23 protein-coding genes are annotated in these 23,518 nt (G+C 59.7%); 8 read left to right on the forward strand and 15 right to left on the reverse strand.

The features are described from left to right. Nucleotides 1-436: 436 nt before the first annotated feature. The 7 genes from KUV72_RS12780 to KUV72_RS12810 all read left to right on the forward strand — a co-directional run bounded on the left by KUV72_RS12780 (nucleotide 437) and on the right by KUV72_RS12810 (nucleotide 5,529). The gene (locus tag KUV72_RS12780) at nucleotides 437-838 is read left to right on the forward strand and encodes a DUF2170 family protein (protein ID WP_222238666.1); all 402 of its coding nucleotides are present in this window, start codon (nucleotides 437-439) and stop codon (nucleotides 836-838) included. Continuing rightward, entirely contained in the window at nucleotides 835-1,518 is a 684-nt protein-coding gene (locus KUV72_RS12785; RefSeq protein WP_222238667.1) for a PspA/IM30 family protein, read from the forward strand. The genes KUV72_RS12780 and KUV72_RS12785 overlap by 4 nt, the downstream gene beginning before the upstream one ends. Nucleotides 1,519-1,564: 46 nt before the next feature. Continuing rightward, nucleotides 1,565-2,578: a potassium channel protein gene (locus KUV72_RS12790; RefSeq protein WP_222238668.1), complete on the forward strand. Its 1,014-nt coding sequence runs from the start codon at nucleotides 1,565-1,567 to the stop codon at nucleotides 2,576-2,578. Then, the gene (locus tag KUV72_RS12795; RefSeq protein WP_222238669.1) at nucleotides 2,571-3,218 is read left to right on the forward strand and encodes a YjfK family protein; all 648 of its coding nucleotides are present in this window, start codon (nucleotides 2,571-2,573) and stop codon (nucleotides 3,216-3,218) included. Before KUV72_RS12790 ends, KUV72_RS12795 begins: the two co-directional genes overlap by 8 nt. A gap of 11 nt (nucleotides 3,219-3,229) precedes the next feature. After that, complete coding sequence (locus KUV72_RS12800; protein WP_222238670.1) at nucleotides 3,230-3,634, forward strand: DUF350 domain-containing protein; 405 nt, start codon at nucleotides 3,230-3,232, stop codon at nucleotides 3,632-3,634. A 108-nt stretch (nucleotides 3,635-3,742) separates the two neighbouring features. Next, nucleotides 3,743-4,264, forward strand: a complete 522-nt coding sequence (locus KUV72_RS12805) for a DUF1190 domain-containing protein (protein ID WP_222238671.1) — start codon at nucleotides 3,743-3,745, stop codon at nucleotides 4,262-4,264. A gap of 98 nt (nucleotides 4,265-4,362) precedes the next feature. Continuing rightward, nucleotides 4,363-5,529 carry a glutathionylspermidine synthase family protein gene (locus KUV72_RS12810; RefSeq protein WP_222238672.1) on the forward strand — a complete coding sequence of 389 codons (1,167 nt, stop codon included), beginning with the start codon at nucleotides 4,363-4,365 and terminating at the stop codon, nucleotides 5,527-5,529. Between the two features lie 163 nt (nucleotides 5,530-5,692). Here the strand turns inward: KUV72_RS12810 and nhaB are convergent, their stop codons facing one another. Continuing rightward, nucleotides 5,693-7,234, reverse strand: coding sequence for a sodium/proton antiporter NhaB (nhaB, locus tag KUV72_RS12815; protein ID WP_222238673.1), 1,542 nt, complete (start codon nucleotides 7,232-7,234; stop codon nucleotides 5,693-5,695). 165 nt (nucleotides 7,235-7,399) lie between these two features. Here nhaB and KUV72_RS12820 point away from each other — a divergent pair, with 165 nt between their 5' ends. Continuing rightward, complete coding sequence (locus tag KUV72_RS12820) at nucleotides 7,400-7,870, forward strand: phosphate-starvation-inducible protein PsiE (RefSeq protein ID WP_222238674.1); 471 nt, start codon at nucleotides 7,400-7,402, stop codon at nucleotides 7,868-7,870. A 173-nt stretch (nucleotides 7,871-8,043) separates the two neighbouring features. Here the strand turns inward: KUV72_RS12820 and KUV72_RS12825 are convergent, their stop codons facing one another. The 14 genes from KUV72_RS12825 to hemA form a co-directional block, all read right to left on the reverse strand. Then, nucleotides 8,044-8,604, reverse strand: a complete 561-nt coding sequence (locus KUV72_RS12825) for a glycine zipper 2TM domain-containing protein (protein WP_206943382.1) — start codon at nucleotides 8,602-8,604, stop codon at nucleotides 8,044-8,046. 346 nt (nucleotides 8,605-8,950) lie between these two features. After that, nucleotides 8,951-10,273: an NAD(P)/FAD-dependent oxidoreductase gene (locus KUV72_RS12830; protein WP_206943383.1), complete on the reverse strand. Its 1,323-nt coding sequence runs from the start codon at nucleotides 10,271-10,273 to the stop codon at nucleotides 8,951-8,953. 169 nt (nucleotides 10,274-10,442) lie between these two features. Beyond that, entirely contained in the window at nucleotides 10,443-11,810 is a 1,368-nt protein-coding gene (locus KUV72_RS12835) for a glutamine synthetase family protein (RefSeq protein ID WP_222238675.1), read from the reverse strand. Nucleotides 11,811-11,915: 105 nt separating this feature from the next. Then, nucleotides 11,916-12,983 (reverse strand): PotD/PotF family extracellular solute-binding protein, encoded by a 1,068-nt coding sequence (locus KUV72_RS12840; protein ID WP_206943385.1) that lies wholly within the window; start codon nucleotides 12,981-12,983, stop codon nucleotides 11,916-11,918. A 55-nt stretch (nucleotides 12,984-13,038) separates the two neighbouring features. Beyond that, a complete protein-coding gene (locus KUV72_RS12845; RefSeq protein WP_222238676.1) occupies nucleotides 13,039-13,833 on the reverse strand; it encodes an ABC transporter permease in 795 nt (264 codons plus the stop codon). After that, complete coding sequence (locus KUV72_RS12850; RefSeq protein ID WP_222238677.1) at nucleotides 13,830-14,747, reverse strand: ABC transporter permease; 918 nt, start codon at nucleotides 14,745-14,747, stop codon at nucleotides 13,830-13,832. The genes KUV72_RS12845 and KUV72_RS12850 overlap by 4 nt, the downstream gene beginning before the upstream one ends. A gap of 11 nt (nucleotides 14,748-14,758) precedes the next feature. Further along, the gene (locus KUV72_RS12855; protein WP_222238678.1) at nucleotides 14,759-15,985 is read right to left on the reverse strand and encodes an ABC transporter ATP-binding protein; all 1,227 of its coding nucleotides are present in this window, start codon (nucleotides 15,983-15,985) and stop codon (nucleotides 14,759-14,761) included. A gap of 69 nt (nucleotides 15,986-16,054) precedes the next feature. Then, nucleotides 16,055-17,344 carry an NAD(P)/FAD-dependent oxidoreductase gene (locus KUV72_RS12860; RefSeq protein WP_222238679.1) on the reverse strand — a complete coding sequence of 430 codons (1,290 nt, stop codon included), beginning with the start codon at nucleotides 17,342-17,344 and terminating at the stop codon, nucleotides 16,055-16,057. A 416-nt stretch (nucleotides 17,345-17,760) separates the two neighbouring features. Continuing rightward, nucleotides 17,761-18,678 carry a LysR family transcriptional regulator gene (locus tag KUV72_RS12865; RefSeq protein WP_315857897.1) on the reverse strand — a complete coding sequence of 306 codons (918 nt, stop codon included), beginning with the start codon at nucleotides 18,676-18,678 and terminating at the stop codon, nucleotides 17,761-17,763. Beyond that, nucleotides 18,675-19,457: a HesA/MoeB/ThiF family protein gene (locus tag KUV72_RS12870; RefSeq protein ID WP_222238681.1), complete on the reverse strand. Its 783-nt coding sequence runs from the start codon at nucleotides 19,455-19,457 to the stop codon at nucleotides 18,675-18,677. The genes KUV72_RS12865 and KUV72_RS12870 overlap by 4 nt, the downstream gene beginning before the upstream one ends. Nucleotides 19,458-19,464: 7 nt before the next feature. Then, nucleotides 19,465-19,965, reverse strand: a complete 501-nt coding sequence (locus KUV72_RS12875) for an Lrp/AsnC ligand binding domain-containing protein (protein WP_206943397.1) — start codon at nucleotides 19,963-19,965, stop codon at nucleotides 19,465-19,467. A gap of 259 nt (nucleotides 19,966-20,224) precedes the next feature. Next, nucleotides 20,225-21,061 carry a peptide chain release factor N(5)-glutamine methyltransferase gene (gene prmC / locus KUV72_RS12880; protein WP_222238682.1) on the reverse strand — a complete coding sequence of 279 codons (837 nt, stop codon included), beginning with the start codon at nucleotides 21,059-21,061 and terminating at the stop codon, nucleotides 20,225-20,227. After that, complete coding sequence (gene prfA, locus KUV72_RS12885; RefSeq protein WP_206943402.1) at nucleotides 21,061-22,152, reverse strand: peptide chain release factor 1; 1,092 nt, start codon at nucleotides 22,150-22,152, stop codon at nucleotides 21,061-21,063. The genes prmC and prfA overlap by 1 nt, the downstream gene beginning before the upstream one ends. A gap of 67 nt (nucleotides 22,153-22,219) precedes the next feature. Continuing rightward, nucleotides 22,220-23,485: a glutamyl-tRNA reductase gene (gene hemA / locus KUV72_RS12890; RefSeq protein ID WP_222163703.1), complete on the reverse strand. Its 1,266-nt coding sequence runs from the start codon at nucleotides 23,483-23,485 to the stop codon at nucleotides 22,220-22,222. Between the last annotated feature and the right edge of the window lie 33 nt (nucleotides 23,486-23,518).

Below are 23,518 nucleotides of genomic sequence, written 5' to 3' on the forward strand. Positions count from 1 at the left end.
CCCTATCGCCAAACACCATAGGGCATTTTCACGCATGTCGGTCTTCGCCCTATCTGGCCATCGACCCTTTTACCTCTCGCCCTTTCGAACACTACCGGTAGATCGCGCCTTCTATTCTGGAAAGCAAGAACGCTTGCGAGGAAGAAACATGCCCCGCAGATATTTTTCCTATATCTGACGTATTACCTAGCTACGCGCACTGATCCGCATTTCCACTGCAAAAAGGGTGACGTAACCGGCCATGAATTTATAGAGTTGCCAAGCATAAGCCACCCAAGAGTGAAAAACAGCGCAGAAAATACTGATGACAAAGTTATTTAATCGCTCCCGGACGATTAAGGGGACTCGTAACATTTGTCGACCAGATCCTGCGTCACTCTCAGTGGCCACTGCACCAAGCATGCACCTCAGTCACCTTCACCAACGCAGGCAGTGTATGACGTCTATTACCAGCATCAAAAATGACATCGCGGAACACGTTATGTGGAACCTCGATCTACAGCACGACTGCATCCGCATCACCAATGATGATGAAATCGATGTTTACCTGGCCCATCATGGCCATCAAATCATTATCGAGAGCTTGCTGTTCGAAAGCGATGCCGTTATTGATTCAGCATCTCTGAACGATCATATCCTGCGAACCCATCAGCTACTGCCCCTCTCTTCTGTAGGCATCAAGAATATTGGCGGAGTGGATTATTACATTGCGTTCGGCGCGCTCTCTTCAACATCATCACCACAAGATATTATTCATGAAATTGATGTATTGATGAGTAATATTCCGAAGTTCGTCAGTGCCTATAGTGACCACATTCGCTTAGGAGAGCCCGCATGAGTAACTGGAAAAAACTCTTTACCGCTTTACGTGGTGGTGTCAATGAGGCGACAGAGACTGTCGTCGACAGTCAGGCGATTCGGATTCTTGATCAAGAAATACGAGATGCAAAAATTGAGCTCAGAAAATCTGAACAGGCAATGACCAGCGTCGTCGCCAAGCGCAAGATTGCACAGCAGAAAGCAGCAGACTTCGCTGCCTCAATCGAAGAGTACGAACGCTATGCCAAGGAGGCCAATGCCTCTGGCAATCAGAGCCTTGCCCTGGACTGCGCGAGACGGGTCTCCGACATTAGGGACCAGCGAGAGCAGGAAGAAGCGCAAGCCACGTTCTTTATCGACTCGGAGCAGAAGCTAAAACAACATCTCTATAAGGCCAAAGAGAACCTGCGCAGTCTTGAGCAACAGGTGGATGTTGTCAAAGCAACAGCCTCCGTTCAAAAAGCCCAGGAGGCCGTGTCAAGTCACCGCCTCGGCAGCAACAATCGCATGAAGACGGCTACCGAATCCCTGGTCCGTCTTCAGGAAAAACAGAAGCAGCGACAGGCCGAAATTGAGGCCGCATATGAACTTGGCGCTGAAGAGAACGATCACGATCTTGAAATCAAACTACGAGAGGCGGGCATCAAGAAAGGGGGAGGTTCAGCAGAGGACGAACTGGCGAGAATACTGAAGGGATAGTGCGTTGATTCAGGGAATGACGCTATTCACACGAGCAAGAGAATGGATGCTTATCCTCGCCAGGCTAATTCGTTGGAAGGGGCTTCTGATTGCCAGTGTTGCCTATCTCTGCATCAGCTGGCTGCTGCTGTGGATCTTCCAGGAACCACAGCTGACCAAGCCCGATACCTTTTTCTATTGGCTCATGGTGACGGCATCTACCGTGGGGTATGGGGACTACTCTCCTGAGACCGCCGCTGGCAGATGGGTCGTGACGCTATTCATCATCCCCATTGGCCTTATGGGGTTCGGCGTACTTCTGGGTCGAATCATCGGTGGCCTGGTGGCTCACTGGAGAAGGAGCATCATGGGTCTGCGTCCTATCAAGACAGAAAATCACATCCTGGTCATGGGCTGGAATCAGGAGAGAACAGAAAGTCTTCTCAAGTTGCTGATTAGAGAGCGTCCACACCAGGAAGACCATGCTGATATCGTCCTGTGCGTCAAGGAGGAGATAGAGAACCCACTACCCGATCACGTTCATCTCGTCCGGGTAAGCAGTTTCAGTCATCACGAGGATATGGCGAGAGCCTCCGCAAAGGATGCGGCGTGTATCATCATCGATGGACACGATGATGATGCCACCTCCGCAGCTGCCCTCTATATCACCAGCATCAACCCAGATGCCCATGTGATTGCACACTGTAACAACAAGGTGATGGGAAAGCTGATGAAAAGCCACTTCCCTCGCCTAGAGACCATGCCCTCTGTCGTCACGGAGATGTTCGCCAAGTCAGCGGTAGACCCTGGGTCCAGCCGGCTAATTTATGAGCTATTGAATGTCGATCAGGGTATGACTCAGTACTCATGCATCTATGATCAAGATATCGCTATACCGGTACACACGGCCTTTCGTTGGCTGAAACAAGTCCATGACGCGACGTTGATTGCCATCGAAGGAGACGATGGGGATATTCATATCAATCCCTCCTTCGACAATAAGGTGCTGAAGGGCAATCGCATCTATTACATCGCAGATGAGCGGATTTCCGGCGTTGATTGGAGCATCGCGCATGATTAGCAAACTCTTTAAGAGAAGAGGAGATTCGACCAAGCCCCACCCCCATGAAATCATGGGGATCTATATGGGTTCCTCCCTCCACTTTGATGCCACCTTCTTTCGTGTGATCGAGCCATCTCTTATCGTCGAGGGCATGTCGCCCACTCAGATAGTCGAGGCCACCGGCAAGGTGCCACTGGACGAATCATCAGCACTGTACCGCTTCTATACCGACGACGATGGTTTTCTCGAAGTGCTGGGAGACCTAAGCGCCAACACCAACAGTCATAGTGCGGCACTCAGGCTTTGGTATTTCTATCAGACGATGGCTATTGCTAACGACGATGAGTGGAACCAGCTACTCGACCATAACATCAGCCGCACTGAAGCAGAGCTTGACGGGTACCGTTTTGACCCCTCCTGGGCAGGTACAAGCGGCATTAGTCCCCCCGTCGCCATGACAGAGGAGACCTATCACAAGAGCGGCAGCACCACCCGCACAGACCAGTTTGCCATGATGTACGAACGAGAGGCCACGGCAGGACGCCAGGAATACCTCTTGAAAATAGCCGAGGAAAAGGTAGTGGATGGACAGCTATCGCGATGCTTCGTCATTGCAACGGGCTTTGACCTTACCGCTGCCCACTTACAGATCAACTAACAGGACGTAACATGAACAGTTTGACGGCAATCCTTCAGTTCACCTTGTACTTTTCCGCATCACTTATCTTTCTGGTCGGCTTCAAGTATGCCTATACCTACATCACTCCTCACGATGAATGGAAGCTCGTGAAGGATAATAAAAACGCGGCTGCCGCTCTTGGCCTTGTCGGCGCCATTATTGGCTTTGCCATTGCCCTGGGTGGTGCTGCAGCCAATTCCATTTCACTGGTGGATTTTCTCTGCTGGGCAATTATTGCGCTCGTTGCTCAGGTGATCGCCTTTACGCTTCTTCGCGTCCTGTTTATGCCCAAGATCGTTCAGCGAATCATCGACAACGAGGTTTCTGCTGGCATCGTGCTCTGCGGCGTGTCCATATCGGTCGGCATCGTCAATGCAGCCTGCATGACCTACTAGGAGACCAGCGACATGAAGCGATCACTACGTATTAATCTTGAGCGCATGAGGAAGACAGGCGCCACCCTCCCGCCAAAGCTTACGCTTGCAGCAGCAATCTCTATCACCATGAGCGGCTGTAGCGGTTCTCGTGAATCCGCCTTCTATCAGGATGTTGCAAGCTGCATCAAGCACAATCCCGCTCATGCAGCCCAATGCTCGTCAGCGTATGAGGACGCACTGGATGAAGTCAGTCGCAGTGGTCCTCGGTATCGTCAGATGGCCGACTGCACTGCCGAATTTGGCGTCAATCAGTGTATAGCATCGGATTCTACCCCCCCTTACTACATGCCCAAGGTGGGTGGCTTTCTTTTGCAGGACCCTGACGACGATGACCACTACAACAGTTACTACCATCCTTCTACCGCGGTGCTGGTCTCCCACTCGACAACGTCACCCCTCTACGGACGCTACACCACCGTCGATGGTAGCGACCTGGGACGGCCTAGCGGCGGGCGCTTCAGCACTCCCAAGTCGGTGTTCTCTTCCAAGCCTGCCGTGACGCGCACTATATCACGCGGCGGCTTTGGCTCGTCCGTTGTCGCCAAATCACGCTCAAGCTCTAGTTCTAGCTGGAGCTTTGGCAGCTAGCCCTGGTAGAGCTTATGTATGGGGTATAGGTGTCGGCCAAGGCTTCGCGCTGCTGGCGCCACCGTCCTCGAACATCACCACGAATGAAGAGATCAAGCATGTTCCGGGTCAGCATAGAGGAGCGCCCACGTTGGCGGGCGCGCGCACGGGAGTTCGGCTTCGAATTTCACACCATCGATGGTGCTTCCTACTGGGACGAGACAGCCTACTACCAGTTCAGCCTTGACCAGATCGAGTCTGATATCGAAGCTCCTACCGAGGAGCTTCACCAGATGTGTTTGGAAGCAGTTGACCGAGTCATCGACAGCGAACGCTGGCTCGATGTATTCAGGATTCCCACATACGCCAGGGACTGGATCAGAGCATCATGGACGCAACGGGACAAGAGCCTCTACTCCAGGTTGGATCTCTGCTACGACGGCATCAACCCGGCCAAACTGTATGAGAACAACGCCGACACCCCCACCAGCCTATACGAGACAGGCTTTTGGCAGTGGCTATGGCTCGAAGACCAGGTCATCAATGGACACCTCTCTCGCCAGGTCGATCAGTTCAACTCCGTTCAGGAGAAACTCGTCAACCGGTTCCGGGAACTCTCTTCCGAGCGCCCTGGGGAGGCGCTTCATGTGAGCTGCTGCCGGGACAGCAAGGAAGACCGAGGCACGGTTCAGTATTTGCAGGATTGTGCCGAAGAGGCCGGTATCCGTACTCAATTTGTCTACGTCGACGATATCGGTCTTGGTGAAGAGGGAGACTTCACTGACAGCAAGAGTCAATGCATTCGCTGGATGTTCAAGTTGTATCCCTGGGAATTCATGTTGCGAGAAGACTATGGCGCTCATCTTCCCCAGGGCAGGACCCAGTGGCTGGAGCCTCCCTGGAAGGCCATTCTCTCGAACAAGGCCCTGCTGCCGATGTTATGGAAACTCTTTCCTGGCCATCCTAATCTGTTGCCCGCCTACTTCGAGGGCGACAGCAACGCCAAGGCGCTGGGAAGGTTTGCCCGCAAACCTCTCTTTTCCAGAGAAGGAGCCAACATTCAGATCTACGTCGACGGTCAAGTGCTGGACCAGACCGAGGGGCCCTATGACGATGAGGGCTTTATCTACCAGCAGTATTGCCCTCTTCCCCGCTTTGGAGACAACCATGTTCTGGTGGGCTCCTGGCTGATCGATGACCAGCCTGCTGGGCTCTCCATTCGGGAAGACGACACGGCTATCACCCAGGATACGTCAAGGTACCTGCCCCATGTCATCACCCCCTGATGCGACCGGTCCTGGCTCTTTCTGTACCCATCAGGGAGTCACGCTTTAACACGTCATGACGAGACATCAGTGCTGTACGTGGCAGGGTACTCAGCAGTCATCAGGATAGAGAGGTATCGCTCCAGGGTCCTGAGTCCCCCCTGGAGCCGCCTGCAACTGCCTTCTACAACCACCCCAGGGTCTGCATGGCCTGACTGGCGGGCTCAAGTCCGTAGCGGACGCACAAAAATCCGCCGAGACTAAGCGCCAGGGTATAGGGGGCGGCCATCCACACCATCCGTCGGTACGATAGGCGCACCAGCGGCGCCACCGTGGACGTGAGCAGGAAGAGGAATGCGGCCTGCCCGTTGGGCATGGCCACCGAGGGTAGGTTGGTGCCTGTGGCGACGGCGACCGACAGCAGATCAAACTGTTCAGCGCTGATCAGTGCCTGCTGGAACGCGGCCCGAATCTCGCTGATGTAGACCGTGCCAACGAACACGTTATCCGACACCATCGACAGCAGTCCGTTGCTGAGATAGACCCATCCCAACTGCTCTCCCCCGGTGTGGGCGAGTACCATGTCGATGACCGGCGCAAACAGGTACTGCTCGACGATCACCGCGACAATGGTAAAGAACACCACCAGCAGAGCAGTGAACGGCAGCGCCTCTTCAAAGGCATGCCCCAGGGCATGCTCCTCGGTAATACCCAACAGCGAGCTTGCCAGTACGAGCACGGCCAGCCCGATCAAGCCCACCGACGCCTGATGCTGTGCCAGCGCCACCATCAACCAGGTGAGCACCCCCAGCTGGACCCATAGCCGCGCGCGTTCACTCACACTTCGCTCGGCCCTGTCTTGCCGGTCATGTGCGATCAGGATCTGCCGAATCGAATCAGGCAGTCGCTGACCATAGCCACACAGATGGCGACTCTCCACCAACAGGCAGGTACCCAGGCCAGCCGCCAACACCGGGATAGTCACCGGCGCCAGTCTCAAGAAGAACTCGCCGAAGCCCCAGCCCGCCTGGTCCGCAATGATCAGGTTCTGGGGCTCCCCCACCATGGTCATCACCCCACCCAGGGCGGTACCCATGGAGGCGTGCAGCAGCAGCGAGCGCAAGAACCGACGGTACTCCTGCAGCTCAGTGCGGCTGATATCGGACAGCCGCGTATCGTCAGCGTGATCGTGACTGTCGTGCTGGCCGCGGGCCGATGCGACGCGATGATAGATGGCATAGAAACCAACGGATACGCTGATGACCACCGCCATGACGGTCAGCGCATCGAGAAACGCCGACAACGCCGCCGTCGTCAGGCAAAAGCACAGCGACAGTACACGCTTGGATGGAATACCGACCAGAAGCCGGGTGAATAGCTTCAGCAGCAGCGGCTTCATGAAGGTGATACCCGCGACCATGAAGACCAGCAGCAGTAATACATCGAGATTGGCCGAGACCTCATCCATCACGTGGTGCGCATCGGTCATGCCCATGCCGACGGCCTCCAGGGCCAGCAGCCCACCAGGCTGCAGCGGATAGCACTTGAGCGCCATGGTCAGGGTAAAGATGAATTCCGCCAGCAATAGCCAGCCAGCCACGAAGCCACCCAGCAAGAAGAACACGAGCGGGTTGATCACCAAGCAGGCGAGAAGCGAGAGCTTGTACCAGTCAGGGGAAGTCCCCAGGAAATGTCGAAATAGTGCCTGCGGTAAGGTCGTCACCATCTGCCGTCTCCTCGTCACACTCACCAGACAGGAGTATGCAAGTAGGCAGCGGCGAGAACTGCGCGTCTGGATCAAGACTTCAGCCTGAACCAAAGGGGTAGCGACTTGTCAGCGCTTAGCCATCGGGATAGCGTGAGATCAGACCCCGCCAATGAGGAATGGAATGTGAAATGGGCCCGCAGCAGCCGCGACAAGATGCACCACCACGCCGATGACGTTGGCAACCTGCTTGTGGAAGGTTTCCACTACCTGGGACTGTTCGTGATTGGCGGAATGATCGCCTGGGCCTCGGTGGGGACGTTCATCGCCATGATCAGCTCTGGGCACGCAAGCGTAGACGACATCCTGCTGCTGTTTATCTACCTTGAGCTAGGCGCCATGGTCGGCATCTACTTCAAGACCAACCACCTGCCGATTCGCTTTCTGCTCTACGTCGCCATTACTGCCCTGACCCGCTACCTGATAGGGGACATTTCCCACCATCCCAAGCCGGATATCAGCCTGCTCTATCTGTGCGGGGGCATCTTCCTGCTGGCATTGGCGGTGCTGGCCGTGCGCTATGCCTCGTACACCTTCCCCTCGAGTCGCCCTATTGATGCGCTGGGCAAGGAAGTGGACAGCCGCAAGTCGGAGTGAACGCCCTCCGTCACGCCGTTGACTGCGAACCTACCCTTTGCACCTGAACATCGGCCCATGAATATCGGCCCCTAAGCATCAGCCCATGAAAAGAAAAAAGACGCCGGAAGCCACTGACGGGCTCCGGCGTCTTTTGGAGATGCAGGGATCTTATCATCCCTTGGCGGCAATCCTCACGAGCGGTCGGTGGATTGCGTCACCACCTCCCACTGGGGCTGCCCCTGTTCCAGCAACACCCGGTCACCATCCGGCGCGCTCTCCAGGCGAGCAACCTGGCGTACACCGTCATACTCCCAGGCCACGTCATAGCCCAACGTCTTCTCGCTGGTATCGTTGACCGTGTGGCAGCGCTGCTCGGTAGTGGTCACCGTCTGCCCGGACTCGATGTGCCGCTGAACCTCTCGGCCGGCAAAGCCTCCGCCGATGGCGCCGGCCACCGTGGCGATCTTGCGCCCGCTACCGCCACCAATCTGGTTACCGACCAGGCCGCCTACGACGGCACCCGCGGCACTGCCCAGGATACTGTGAGGGTCACGGGTGGGTGCCTGACGCGACACCTGCACATTTTCGCAGACCTGGCGCGGTGTGCTGACGGTCTCGGTGACCGGCGTCACCGCGGTAATGTTGGCGAATTGAGGCCCCTGGGGCGCCTGCTGGACCTGCCAGGCACCAAAGGCCAAGCCACCGAGACCGAAGACCGCTAGGGTGGAACCGACAATGATCGACTTGCTCATGCTGTTCTCCTTGCTCCTTCACGGGCACTTATCACCCGTGATGGGCGTCTTGGCGTAGGTTGATGACACCATCCTAGCCATTATCGAACAGCGTTCGAAGGCTTCTCGGTCAACTTGCAAGGTTTTTGTCGTACTGTCGTCCCGACGCGACAAGGGTGGCCCCCATTGGCGACGCCGAGACGACAGCCCTAGAGGACGCCGACCTAGGCTTTGTCCGAAAAGTCGACGAGCGAAGGTTAGACAAGGCAAAAATCGGTGAGAAAGCGCAGTTTACGAGGTGTAAATGAGCATTTTAAGGCGATTTTTAACGCCGTATCACCAAGCGCAGGCACTTTTCGTACAAGCCCTATAGTCCCAGCTTGTCCCGGGTCTCGTAGTACCAGGCGCCGATAGCGGACAGTGGCACGCGCAGCATGCGTCCACCGGGAAACGGCAAATGAGGGAGACCGGCGAAGGCATCAAAGCGCTCATCGCGACCGGTCATCACCTCACTGATCAGCCGCCCCGCCAGATGGGTGCAGGTAACCCCGTGTCCTGAATAGCCCTGGGCGTAGTAGACGTTGTCATTGATGACACCGAACTGAGGCAGTCGGTTCAACGTCATCAGGAAGGTCCCGCTCCAGGCAAAGTCCACCTTGGTGGACTTGAGCTGCGGAAAGGTCTTTTCCATCTTCGGACGAATGACAGCCTCGATGTCAGCGGGGTCCTCGCCGCCATAGTTGACGCCGCCACCGTAGATCAATCGGTTGTCGCGTGTCAGCCGGAAATAGTCCAGCAGGTAGTTGCAGTCTTCCACCGCCATGTTGTTCGGCAGCAGCGAGCGGGCCAGGTCATCGCTCAACGGCTCGGTGGTGATGATCTGAGTACCGCAGGGCATGGACTTGGCCTCGAGCTCGGGCATGACGCCGCTCATGTAGGCGTTGCCCGCCATCACTACCCTATCAGCGTGGACTCGCCCATGGCGGGTCTTGAGCTGTACCGGCTGACCATGCACCAGAGCTTCCACCGGGCTCTGCTCGTAGATCACGCCACCCAAAGACTCAAGCGCCGCCGCTTGCCCCAGCACCAGATTCAAAGGATGCAGGTGACCGCCGGAATGATCGACCAGCGCCCCGCTGTAGCGGTCGCTGCCGACTTCACGGCGATAGCTATCGCCTTCCAGCAACTCCAGCTGATGGTGGCCGTAACGCTCCCACAAGGCCTTGTGTTCACGCAGCCCCTTGAGCTGCTTGTCGTTGCAGGCCGCAAACAGGTTGCCCTCACGCAGGTCGCAATCGATGCCGTACTGGGCAATACGCTCACGAATGATGCGGTTGCCTTCAAAGGCCATGTCTCCCAATGCCCGAGCCGTATCAGCCCCGTACTTGTCCTCGATGACATCCATGTCACGGCTATAGCTGTTGACGATCTGACCACCATTGCGACCAGAGGCACCATAACCGACACGTGCGGCTTCGAGTACGATGACCTTCAGCCCCTTCTCGGCCAGATGCAGGGCGGCGGAGATACCGGTGAATCCGGCACCTACCACACAGACATCACAACTTACGTCATCTGCCAACGCCGGACGCTGGGGACTCTCATTGGCCGAAGCGGCATACCAGGAGGCCGCGTGATGAACGCTGTTGGCTGATGCCGCCGCAGAGGACGTAGAAGCTGACCTGGCCATAAAAACCTCTCACATGGTTATTTTATTCAACATATGATCGCATTCTACGCGGTTGAAAGCGTCAAAACCAACCCCGGCGACATCAAATAATCACCACCCCAAGCTTCCCATATGCAACGAGCCAAGCAATCGCCTGGCTCGATGTCAACGCCGACACACCATCATCTACCTACACCCGAAGCAGTAGATGCTCACGCTCCCAGGAGGAGATCACCTGGAAGTACTCTCGGTGCTCGGCACGCTTGACCGCCAGATAGCTGTTGGTGAATCGCTCCCCCAGAATACCCGCCAGGGCCTCACAGCCATGCAGCAAGTCCAGCGCGGGGCCGATGTCGTCGGGCAGCTTGTTACCGCCCGACCAGGCAGACCCGACCATGGGCGGACGCGGTTCTACCTGGCCCAGCATTCCCAGGTAGCCGCAGGCCAGAGAGGCCGCCATCACCAGATAGGGGTTGGCGTCGGCTCCGGCCAACCGGTTCTCGACCCGGGTCGCCTCCGGCCCTGACACAGGGACACGCAGGCCTACCGTGCGGTTATCCATGCCCCACTCGACGTTGATGGGCGCCGAACCAGAGGTCTCGGTGCGCAGCAGACGCCGGTAGGAATTGACGTTGGGCGCCAGCAGCGGCATGGCGGCGGGCAGATAACGCTGCAGCCCGCCGATGAAATGGTGAAACAGGCGACTGGGCTGACCGTCGTCACTGGCAAACAGGTTTCGACCCGTTGCCGGATCTACCAGACTCTGGTGAATATGCATGGAGCTGCCCGGCTCGTTGGCCATCGGCTTGGCCATGAAGGTGCCATACATGCCATGACGCAGCGCCGTTTCACGCAGTACGCGCTTGAACATCACGACCTGATCCGCTAGCACCAGCGGATCACCGTGCTGGAAGTTGACCTCCATCTGCCCGGCGCCTTCCTCATGGATCAGGGTATCCAGATCCAGATCCATCGCCTCGCAGTAGTCGTACATTTCCTCGAACAGAGGATCGAACTCGTTGACCGCATCGATGGAGAAGCTCTGTCGACTGCTCTCCTGTCGACCGGTCCGCCCTACCGGGGGCTCGAGGGGGTAGTCCGAGTCGGTATTGGTCTTGACCAGAAAGAACTCGACCTCCGGGGCCACGACGGGCGTCCAGCCTCGCGCTTGATAGAGCTCCAGCACGCGCTTGAGAACGTAGCGAGGCGCCAGCTCCACCGGCTCACCAGTGAGGTAGTGACAGTCGTGAATGATCTGGGCGGTGGGATCGTCAGCCCAGGGGACCAGAAACACCGCATTGGGGTCGGGGACCAGCTCCATGTCCCGCTCGGCGGGATTCCAGAAGCGGATATCCTCGTCGTCCGGGTAGCCGCCGGTCACGGTCTGAATGAAGATCGAGTCCGGCAGGCGCGGCCGACCACCGTTCAGGTACTTGCCCGCGGGCATGATCTTGCCCTTGAGGATGCCGGTGAGATCGGTGACCAGGCACTCGACCTCGGTAATACCATATTGTTTGAACCAGTCGCTAAGCGCTGGGCTTTCCTGGCGGTTACTCATGAGAGTGTTCCGTTGCGTGAGTGTCTCACTCGGTGGCCGAGCCCCGTCCCGGGGCCCGTGGCCGGGCCGACGCCGCGAGGCGCTGAACGCCTCGCGGCAGTGGCATCACCGAGCCTTTACCTCGGACCACAGCTGCTGGAAGGTCTGCAGCTGTTGGCCTGACAGGCTGGGGGTGAAGCGAAGGCGTTCCATATCGTCTTCGGTCGGCTGGGTCGGCGGCTGCGTCAGCACCTCATCGAGGTAAGGCCGCGCGGCCTCGTTGGGGCTTGCGTAATAGTTGTAATTGGACAGCTGAGCGCCAATTTCGGCGTCCAGAATGAAGTCGATGAACTTGTGCGCGAGTTCCGGGTTGGGGGCATCCACGGGAATGACCATGGAGTCCACCCACATCTCGGCACCCTCGTCGGGAATGATGAAGGCGAGATGCTCGAAGGTTTCCGGGTCTTCATCCTTGAAGTACAGATAGTCGCCATTGAAGGACATGCCGACGTGGGTAACGCCCCGCGCCAGCTGCTGCAGCGTCGGAGTGCCATCGGTAAAACCAGAGAAGTTATCGCGGTTCTTGGTCTCGATCAGCAGTCTCGCGGCCTGTTTCAAATCATCCAGACTGCTGCACTGGAAGTTGCCTACCAGATAGGCGCAGGCGCTGCCGGTGGCCACCTGGCCGTCCTGGATCATCGAGAACGGATAGTCGCCATTGACCTCCGGATCAAACAGCAATGACCAGCTCTTCGGCGCCTCAGGGAAGGTCTCGGTGTTATACACGATACCGGTGGTGCCCCACTGATACGCCGCCGAGTACTCAGCACCCGGGTCGAAGCTGGGGTCCTTGAACTGGTCCATCAGGTTATCGAAATTCGGGATCAGTGCACGGTCAAGCTTCTGCACCAGACCCGTCTCGATCATCCGCGGAATGTAGTAGTTCGACGGCACCACAATGTCGTACTGGGACGTGCCGCCAGCATTGAGCTTGGCGATCATTTCAGGGTTCGAGTTGAAGTAGTTGGTCACGACCTCAACGTCGTACCTCTCCTCAAACGCCTCGATGATCTCGGGGTCCATGTACTCGGTCCAATTGAACAGGTACAGCTTGCCCTCTTCGGCCTGAGCGGCCCCCGTGAACAGGACGCTGGCCAAGGTGATGCCGGCGGCGATGCGGTTGCGATAGAGCATGGTGTGGGTCTCCCTGGTGCCCTGGGTCATGGAACAGGTATCGGTTATCGGTCCTTCACGCCTTGCGCCGATTGATGGCAAGGCTGGCGACAGCAGCCAGCGCCACGGCAGCGATCATCAAGGTGGCAATGGCGTTGATCTCTGGTGAAACCCCCTTCTTGATGGCCCCCCAGATATAGATCGGCAAGGTGGCGCTTTCCGGTCCCGAGGTGAAGAAGCTGATGACGAAATCATCCACCGACAGGGTAAAGGAAAGGAAGAAGGCAGATATCAACGCCGGTTTGATGGTCGGCAGCATGAAGTGCACCACCCGCTTGATCGGGGTCGCGTACAAGTCCTTGGCCGCCTCGAACAGGGTGGGGTCGAGCCCCACGAAACGGGAGTAGACAATCAGCGCCACAAACGGAATCTGAAAGGTCACGTGAGCGATGATCATCGTCCCGAGTCCAGGCTTGAACCAGCCGGTCAACTCGTGGAGCTTGACGAAAAAGGCCATCTCGGAGATGCCAAAGACGATATCCGGCAACACGATCGGCAGATAGATCAGCACGATCAACCAGCCCAGCTTGCGATGCCGGTGGCGATACATGCCGTACCCGATCAGACAGCCGATCGCCAGGGCGATCAGTGACGATGCCAGCGCCAGCACCAGGGTATTGCCGAAGGCACTCATGATCTGGTCATTGGCAAACAGCTGGTGATACCAGCGCAGGGAGATGCCGGTCATGCTGGCGGCGCTATTGGCGGCGTTGAAGGAAAACATCACCACCACAGCCAGCGGCAGGTACAGGAAGACCAGGGTCAACCACCAGAAGCCCGTCAGTCCACGCTTGAGGGTGCGCTTTCTCATATCACCACCTCCTCTCCACCGCCCAGGCGTTTGCCAATACGCCGCATGGCATAAAGCCCAGCAAAGGTTGCCAGCAGCATCAAGATGGCGCCGGCGGCGCCGAGCGGCCAGTTGGAGCCACCCGAGAACTGGTTGGCCACCAGGTTGCCCAGCATCAACGCCTTGCCTCCGCCCAGCAGCTCAGGAATCACATACATGCCAAAGGCCGGGATGGCCACCAGCACCACGCCCGCCAGCAGTCCCGGCAACGTCTGTGGAAACACCGCGTGCCAGAAGGCCTTCACCGGAGTGGCGTAGAGATCCTGGGCCGCCTCGACCTGCGCCGTATCCAGTTTTTCAAAGGCGGCATACAGCGGCAGCACCATGAACGGCAGGAAGTTGTAGACCAGGCCCAGGGTGACGGCGAAGTTCGATGGATACAGGCCCATGTTCGGGGCAATCAGTCCCAACGTTTCGGCGGCAGTCGACAGCGGCGTCCCCGGTGCCAGCAGATTCATCCAGCCAAAGGTGCGGATGACCTGATTGGTCCAGGACGGCACGACCACCAGCAGCAGCATGATCGGCCGCCAGCGAGCTCGACAGGTGGTGATGTAGTAGGCGATCGGATAGGCCACGACGACCACCAACCCTGTCGCCACCACGGTCTGCCACAGCGACCTCAACAGCGTATAGAGGTTGCCCGGGCTCCAGCCCAGAAAGCCGAATCCCGCCAGCTGGCGAAAGGACTCCAGCGACAATGGCATCTCGGGCAGTCCATAGGGCCCGTTGGTCATGAAGGCCACGCCCATCAGATAGGCACTGGGCAGCACCAGAAAAAGGATGATCCATGCAGCACCGGGACTGACGGTAAACAGCAGATGCCTGGTCTCGGTCACCATGGCTCGGCTACGGCCGAGCACAGCAGTATCGTTCATGCTCGGTCCCCCTATGCAGCAACGGTCACAAGATCTTCAGCGGCCACCACCAGGGTCACCTCGTCATCCACCTCGGGCAGCCGGTGTCCACGGTTGTTGATCGTGGCCTGGATCGTGGCCGCGCCGACCGCCAGGCGAAACTCGGCGTGACTGCCCCGATACAGGCGTTCCACCACCCTGCCATGCAGGTGATTGGCGCCCTGCTGCGTTCCCGGCAGCACGTCCAAGGTTTCAGGGCGAATCAACAGCAGCTCATCGCTGCCCGCCGTGCCCGGTTCGAGCACCAGCTCGCCCAGCTCGGTGGTCACCCGATCCCCCTGCCGGCGGCTGATGGGATAGAGGTTGTCATGTCCCATGAAGCGCGCCACAAACGCATTGACGGGCCGTTCGTAGACATCACGTGGAGGCCCCACCTGCTGGATCGTGCCTCCGTTGAGCACGGCGATACGATCGGACATGACCATGGCCTCGTCCTGATCGTGGGTCACGAACACGAAGGTCATGCCCAGCCGCTTCTGGACCCTCAGCAATTCCACCTGCAGCTGGCTGCGCAAGCCCGCATCAAGCGCCGACAGAGGCTCATCCAACAGCAGTACGTCCGGCTCGCACACCAGCGCTCGAGCCAGGGCAATGCGCTGACGCTGGCCGCCCGACAGCTGATCGATACGCCGGTCGATGAGATCCCCCAGCTGGATAAACTGCGCAATACGCGCTACCCGCTCTTCCCGCTGCTGACGATCGACACCGCGCATCTTGAGGCCAAAGGCCAGGTTCTCGCGCACGGAAAGGTGCGGAAACAGGGCATAGGACTGGAACACCGTATTGACGCTGCGCTGGTGGGGCGGCACGTCGGTGACATCACGCTGGCCGATGGTCAGACGTCCATCGTCGGCTTCTTCCAGGCCCGCGAGGATCCGCAGCAGGGTTGTCTTGCCACAGCCAGACGGCCCCAGCAGGGTAAAGAACTCTCCCGCCTGGATAGTGAGATCAACGCCATCAAGGGCCACGGTGCTGTTGCCGAAGCGCTTGTGCAGTCCCTGCATGTGGATCGACGAGGCGCTGCGCTCTGGTCCGCCGTCTGCGGGCCGGTCGTGCTCTGAAGGACCATGCTCTGACAGCTCGTGCTGTGACGAACCGTGCGGTTGTGCAACATGCTCAGCCTCGCCGGAGTCCGCGGGCGTAGCGCTGGAATCACCCGCATGCTGGGTCGCACGCTGAGCGGAAGGTATCTCGGTCATAGGGGGGATCCTCGTCATGGTCGGCACATCAGTGAAACGCTGCGGTCGGTAAAGAGTGACCGTGCGTTGCTACAGCCGATCGCGAAGCTTGTAGAAATGTGTGGCGAGCAACAACAGCGGCGTCCTCAAAAGACGACCGCCAGGGAAGCGGCGATGGGGCATGGCAGCAAAGACATCGAAGCGCTCGCTCTGGCCGGCAATCGTTTCCGCCATCAGCTTGCCGGCGAGGCCGGCCATGGCCATGCCATGTCCAGAGTATCCTTGCGCGTAGTAGACGTTGGCCGCTACACGCCCGAAGTCCGGCGCCCGATTGAAGGTGATGGCGACGTCGCCACCCCAACGGTAGTCGATCTGAACCTCGTTGAGCACGGGAAATAGACGTCGAATCTTGCCATCAATGCGCGCCTCGAGCCCGCGTGGAGGGCGCCCATCGTAGCTGACCTCACCGCCATAGATCAGGCGACGGTCCGCCGACAGCCGATAGTAATCCAGCACGAAGTTGGCATCGGACAGCGCATCGTTACGGGGCAGCACCAACGCGGCCTGCTCTTCACTCATGGGCGCGGTGGCAATCATGTAGTTGGCGCAGCGCATGACCCGCCCGCTCAGGCGGGGCAGCAATGCGTCGCCGTAGGCATTGGTCGCGACCACCACGCTGTCGGCGGTGACCTGCCCCTGGGGCGTGCGCACTCGCGCTGGGGTGCCCTGCTCGATCGACGAGACCGGACTGAAGCCGTGGAAGACGGCCCCGGCCTGCTGCGCTGCACGGGCGAGACCCAAGGTGTAGTTGAGCGGGTGGAGATGGCCCGCTTCCGACTCCCACAGGGCGGCCGGATAGGCGTCGGTCACCACATGCTCCTTGAGTGCGGCACCCTCGCGCCATTCAAGCGCACGGTAATCGTACTTCCGGGCCATGGCGTCCTGGTGCTCGCGCAGCTCGCGAACGTGGCGCGGTTTCACCGCTGCATGCAGGTAACCCCAGGCAAGCTCGCAAGGAATGTCATGCTGCTCGATGAGGTCAGCGGTCAGACGAACCGCCTCGCGACTCATCTCCCAGATATCCCGTGCAGCCGATAGCCCAAGGGCTTGCTCCACGGTACTCATGTCGGTGCCAAGCCCCGGCAGGATTTGCCCGCCACTGCGACCAGAGGCGCCGTAGCCGACCTCCTGAGCTTCCAGGACCACCACCTTGTAGCCACGCTCGGCCAGATGAAGTGCTGTCGAGCAGCCGGTAATACCCCCACCGACCACACAGACGTCCGCATGCACCTGGCCTTCTAGTGCCGGTGTCGGCGCCAGCTCCACCTTGATGGAGTCGCGGTACCAGGAGGCCGCCGCGGACGAGGAAGAATCTGTCATGGGAGAATCCGTGTTGGTTGCGTAAACGCTTGTTGTTATCGAATCTCACACCTTTTTAGCAAGGTGATGACGACAGTGTGCCATTTTTTCGCCACCAGGCGTCAAGTATCCAATAACACAAACCTACTAACCCTAAGGTCAGTAATTCCTAACGCATGGCCATCCTGATGGCCTTGACGAACATGTCTCCAGCTACGACACCTAGACTTTGCGCTTCTGGCTTCATATCGTCCCGGACGACCAAAAGACATCGTTAACGCGTCGGTCATACTGTTATGCAGCTGGCAGAACTTAGCACCATCAAGGTAAAAAAACTCGACACCTGGTCCAGGCCCAATACGCTCACATCGCCATCATCAACGATGAGCGACGAAGCAGACTAGCAGAAATACGCGAGCACACAACGCACGCCATCATCAGGGCTCTCGCGCTGACTGGGCATCGTGTCCCAACGCCTCCAGAAAGACTTCCAGCACGCGATGCGGACGCCGATCACGGCGAGTGATGGCGACGAACGGCGTCTCGTACGCGGCCTGCGCCGGGCAAAGCTCACGCAGCCGCCCCTGGGCCACCCAGATCTGGGCATGGTGATCTGGCAAGTATCCCAGGTAGGCCCCGGTGAGGATCAGAAAGGCCGCACCCTCGCGATCGGATGCGGTGGCACTGGCCTTGAGCCCCTGATGGCGCTCGCGACCGTCATCCGGGAGTGGGTAGGAAGGCACCACCGCGTCCCAGTCGGTGAGTGCGTCCAGTGCCACGTCTTTTGCGTCGAACAAGGGGTGCCCTCGACCGCAGTAGAGCCCGGAACGCTCGCTGTAGAGCGCATGACTGTCGAGACTGGTGGGAAGATTGACCGCCGGAACCACCCCCACATGCAGGCGGCCATCCAGCACTCCCCTGGCAATCTCTCCCGGGGGATCCATATGCATATTGATGCGCACATCGGGGCCCTGGGCCTTGAGGCTGGCCAGGGCATGGGTGATGCGCATCTCAGGCGAGCTGACCAGCGTGTCCGTAATGCCGATATTCAGCTCACCACGAAGGCTGTGATGCAGCGCATTCACCTCGGTGCGAAAGGCTTCGAGCCCCGACAGCAGACGTCGAGCCCCTTCCAGAACCTCGCGCCCCTCCTCGGTCAGCGCAAAGCCGCCTCGCCCCCGGCGACAGAGTTTGAGCCCAAGACGCTTTTCCAGATCCCCCATGTGCAGACTGATGGCCGACCGACTGATGCCAAGCTCGCTCTCGGCAGCGGAAAAGCCGCCGCACTCGGCCACTGCCTTGAACACCCGCAGCAGGCGGATATCAAAATCCGTGACTGGCCGCTGTCGGCTCACGGCGTCTGCTCTTGCGGCTGAGACTCGGTGGGACGCTGGCGGCACTCAGGACAGTGAGGGTCGCGGCTCAGCCGGTAATGACGCCACTCACCGGACAGGCCATCAAAGGTAGCAAGTCCCTGGTGCGACTGCCCCGCTCCCGCCAGCAGCTTGACCGCCTCAAGGGCCTGAAAACAGCCGATCACCCCCACCAGGGGGGAAATCACGCCACTCTCGGCGCAGGACAGCGCCTCATCCTGCTGGTCGTCCTGGGGGTAGAGGCAGGCGTAGCAGGGGCTCTGCTCCTGGCGCGGATCAAATACCGCCAGCTGGCCAGAGAACCGAATGGCCGCCCCGGACACCAGCGGGACGCCGGCCGCCACGCTGGCGGCATTGACCGCATAACGACTGCTGAAACGATCGGTGCAGTCCACGATGACGTCGACCTTGCTGGCCAGTGCAGCGAGGGCGGCGGTATCGAGATGCTGCTCGACGATATTCACCTGACAGCCCTCGTTGAGCGCCGTGGCAGCCTCTGCGGCAGAGCTCGCCTTGTTGCGTCCCAGGTCTGCCTGGCGATGGGCGATCTGGCGCTGCAGATTGGACAGCTCGACACTATCGGCATCGGCGATGGTCAGCTCGCCGACCCCGGCCGCGGCCAGGTACAGCGCCACCGGAGACCCCAGCCCTCCGGCCCCGACGACCAAGGCATGACTGCCGAGCAGGCGCTCCTGCCCTTCGATATCGACCTGAGGCAGCATGATCTGGCGGCTGTAACGCAGCAGTTGCTGATCATTCATGGCGCGGTCACTTGTCCTCGAATTCTGCGATGTCCGGCACATGCAGGGCGAAGTCTTCCTTCACCTCCTCCATGACCACGTAGCTCTTGGATTCCTTGACTCCGGGCAGCGTCAGGACCACATCGCCCAGCAGCTGGCGATACGCCGACATTTCCGGAATCCGGCACTTGAGAATGTAGTCGAACTGACCGGAGACCAGGTGGCACTCCTGGATCTGCGGCAACTTTGAGACCGCCCGGCGAAACTCATCGAAGACGGCGGGAGACTGCGTCTCCAGACTGATCTCCACAAAGACCAGCAGGTTGGCCTTGAGCATGCGCGGATTGAGAATGGCCTTGTAGCCGCGGATAACGCCGGAGCGCTCCAGGCGCTTGACCCGCTCCAGGCACGGCGTGGTGGACAGCCCTACCTGAGCGGCGAGGTCCACATACGACACACGGGCATTGTCCTGGAGGCAGCGAAGGATCTTGAGATCAATACGATCAAGGGAACGGTTCTTGGTTTTCATTGTGGTCCTGATGATCTAGCGGCAGGGACAGTGAGCTGGAAAGATCGACCAAAAAAGACCTGACAAAGAGGCATTTCACAACAATCTCTCGCGCCCCGCCGCGCGGTGGCAACGTATTTTTCTGATTATCAGTATCACAGCCCTCTGACGGACTCCACCCCGAGGTTCAACGCAGCGGCCGCTTCAGCGCACCACTATCCCCGTGGAAACCGCCGTCATTCGCGCCTGTCCTGCCGCTGGGTCCAAGCAGGGCGGAGAGCTATGGCAACCACTGCCCAAGCGTCACTCGCGAGTGTCCCGCCAGATCCCGAAGACTGCTGGCATTGGCATAGCCCAGTGCGATCAACTGGTCGCGCACCGCCGTCGCCTGGTCGAAGCCGTGCTCCATCATCAACCAGCCTCCAACCGTGAGGTGCTCTCGCGCCTGGTCGGCAATGGTAAAGAGGTCCGCTAATCCTCGGTCGGCGGCCACCAGCGCCGAAGCCGGTTCATAGCGCACGTCTCCCAGGTCCAGATGAGGGTCATCCGGATCAATATAGGGAGGATTGGAGGCAATCAGATCAAAGCGCTCACCCGCGACAGCCGTAAACCAGTCGCTCTGCTGAACGCGGACCTGCAGTCCATGACGACGCGCATTGCGCCGCGCCAGCGCCACGGCATCCACAGACAGGTCTACCGCGGTGACATGCCAGGCCGGGCGCTCGCTGGCAACCGCCAGGGCGATAGCCCCGGTACCGGTGCCCAGGTCGAGAAAACGGCCGACGTCAGCCTGCGCCTTTTCCAGCGCCGCCGTGACCAGGGTTTCGGTGTCGGGACGGGGGATCAGCGTACTTGGCGCCGTCTCCAGCGTCAGTCCCCAGAACTCTCGCTCGCCGGTCAGGTAGGCCACCGGGGTGCCCTGGGCGCGGGCAGCGACCAGAGCCTCGAAGCGCGCCCTTGCCAGCGGATCCATGGGGCGGTCGCCCCAGGTGTAGAGCCAGGTGCGATCGACCCCGAGCACCTTCATCGCCAGCACTTCCGCATCCAGCCGCGCAGTGGGGCTGCCAGCGGAAGCTAGCCTCGCGCCCGCGCGGCCCAGCAACAGGTCGATGCGCATCAATGCTCCTGCTGCAGCGCTGCCAGCTGTTCCGCCTGATACTCATGGATCAGCGGCTGAATCACCTCATCCAGCCCTTCACCTGACACCACCTCACCGAGCTTGTAGAGCGTCAGGTTGATGCGGTGGTCGGTCACCCGCCCCTGGGGGAAGTTATAGGTGCGGATGCGCTCACTGCGATCCCCCGACCCGACCAGCGAACGGCGGGCATCGGCCTGCTCCTGCCGCTGACTGTCCTGGGCGGATTGCTTGAGCCTGGCGGCCAGCAGTGACATCGCCTTGGCGCGATTCTTGTGCTGACTGCGCTCTTCCTGACATTCCACGACCACGCCGGTGGGCAGGTGGGTGATACGGATGGCAGAGTCGGTGGTGTTGACGTGCTGACCACCCGCACCGCTGGAACGAAAGGTATCGACGCGAAGATCGGCAGGGTTGATATCGATATCGGAGACCTCGTCCGCCTCCGGCATCACCGCGACGGTGCACGCCGAGGTATGGATACGCCCCTGGGACTCGGTGGCGGGAACTCGCTGAACGCGGTGGGCCCCGGACTCAAACTTGAGCCGTGCATAGACCCCCTCGCCCTTGACCCGCGAAATGATTTCCTTGTAACCGCCCTGCTCACCGTGGCTAGCGCTGACCACTTCGACCTTCCACCCCTGGTTTTCGGCGTAGCGGGAGTACATGCGAAACAGGTCACCGGCAAACAGCGCCGCTTCGTCACCGCCGGTGCCGGCACGCACCTCGAGAAAGACGTTACGTCCATCATCAGGGTCCTTGGGCACCAGCAGCTGCTTCAACTCGACCTCGAGCGCCTCGAGTCGCTCAAGCCCTTCTTCGCGCTCCAGCTGAGCCAGCTCACGCATATCGGCGTCGGCGTCCTCGGCCATCTGCTCGGCAGTGGCCACATCCTCTTCGATGCTGCGATAGCGCTGCCAGGCCTCTACCAGAGGCTCAAGCTCAGCGTATTCACGAGAGTAGTCACGAAAGCGAGCCTGGTCGCTGATCACATCGGGCTCTGCCAGCAGGGCAGAGAGTTCCTCGAAGCGGTCGACGAAGGCATCGAGGCGCTCACGCAGGGAAGCTTTCATCGGTTATTCCTTGAAATCATGTAAGAGGGAGCAGCACACCCGACCGCCGCAGGCCGTGCTGAGCGCATCAGCCCGGCGAATGGGACTCGCCCAGCAGCAGCTCCACAGCAGCATCCATCAGCTCCTGGCGCTCGTCGGCCGCGGCGCCTCGCAGCGCCAGGGTCGGCTGGTGCAACAGACGATTGGTCAACTGGTGGGCCAGCCGCCGAACCACGGCCTCAGGGTCTTCCCCCTTGGCCAGCCGCTCCAGGGCCTGAGCCTGGGCCTCGTCGCGCAGCGCCTCGCCCTTGGCACGCACGTCACGAATCACTTCACCGGCGCCACGAACGCGGCGCTCCTTGTGCCAGTGGGTAACGCCATGCTCGATCAGCGATTCTGCCTGATCCGCGGCCACCTGGCGGTGGCGGCGATTTTCCTCGATGACCTCCTGCAGGTCATCGACGGTATAAAGGAAGATATCGGACAGGTCCCCCACCTCGGGCTCAATGTCCCTCGGCACCGCGATGTCCACCATGAACACGGGGCGATGACGGCGACGCTTCAGCGCCCGCTCAACCATCCCCTTGCCCAGTATCGGCAGCGGCGCCGCCGTGGAAGAGATCACGATGTCGGCATGTTCCAGCGCTTCAGGAATTTCATCGAGGCTGATGGCGGTGCCACCCAGGGCACCGGCCAGCACGCTGGCGCGCTCGCGGGTGCGATTGGCCACGGTCAACTGCTGCACCCCCGCCTCATGCAGATGGCGGGCCACCAGCTCGATGGTCTCGCCCGCCCCGATCAGCAGCGCTCGGGCGCGACCGAAATCATCGAAAATGCGACTGGCCAGACTGACGGCGGCATACGCCACCGACACCGGGTTCTCACCGATGGCCGTCTCGGTACGCACCTGCTTGGCGACGGCAAAGGTATGTTGAAACAGTCGCTCGAGCTCTCCCCCCAGCCCCTGCGCCTCGCGCGCCGCCTGATAGGCGTCCTTGATCTGCCCCAGAATCTGAGGCTCACCCAGCACCATGGAATCGAGACCTACCGCCACACGCATCAGGTGTCGGGCGGCATCCCCATCCAGATAATGGTAGGCGCAGTGCAACAGCTCTTCTCGGGGTAGAGCGTGAAATCGGCTGAGCCAATCAAGTACGTCGGACTCGCCGCGAGCATCAGTGACGCAGTACAGCTCGGTACGGTTACAGGTCGACAGCACCGCCGCTTCGTGCACACCAGGCAGCGCGCGCAGCTCGTTGAGCGCCAGCGTCAGCTGCGAGGGGCCAAAAGCCACCTTTTCGCGCACCTCGATGGCGGCGGTTCGATGATTGATGCCAAGGGCGAGCAGGGTCATGCGTTCGACGTCTTCATCAGCGGGTGTCTGGGG

This window comes from Halomonas sp. DP4Y7-1 (genome assembly GCF_019800705.1).
Lineage (GTDB): Bacteria > Pseudomonadota > Gammaproteobacteria > Pseudomonadales > Halomonadaceae > Halomonas > Halomonas litopenaei_A.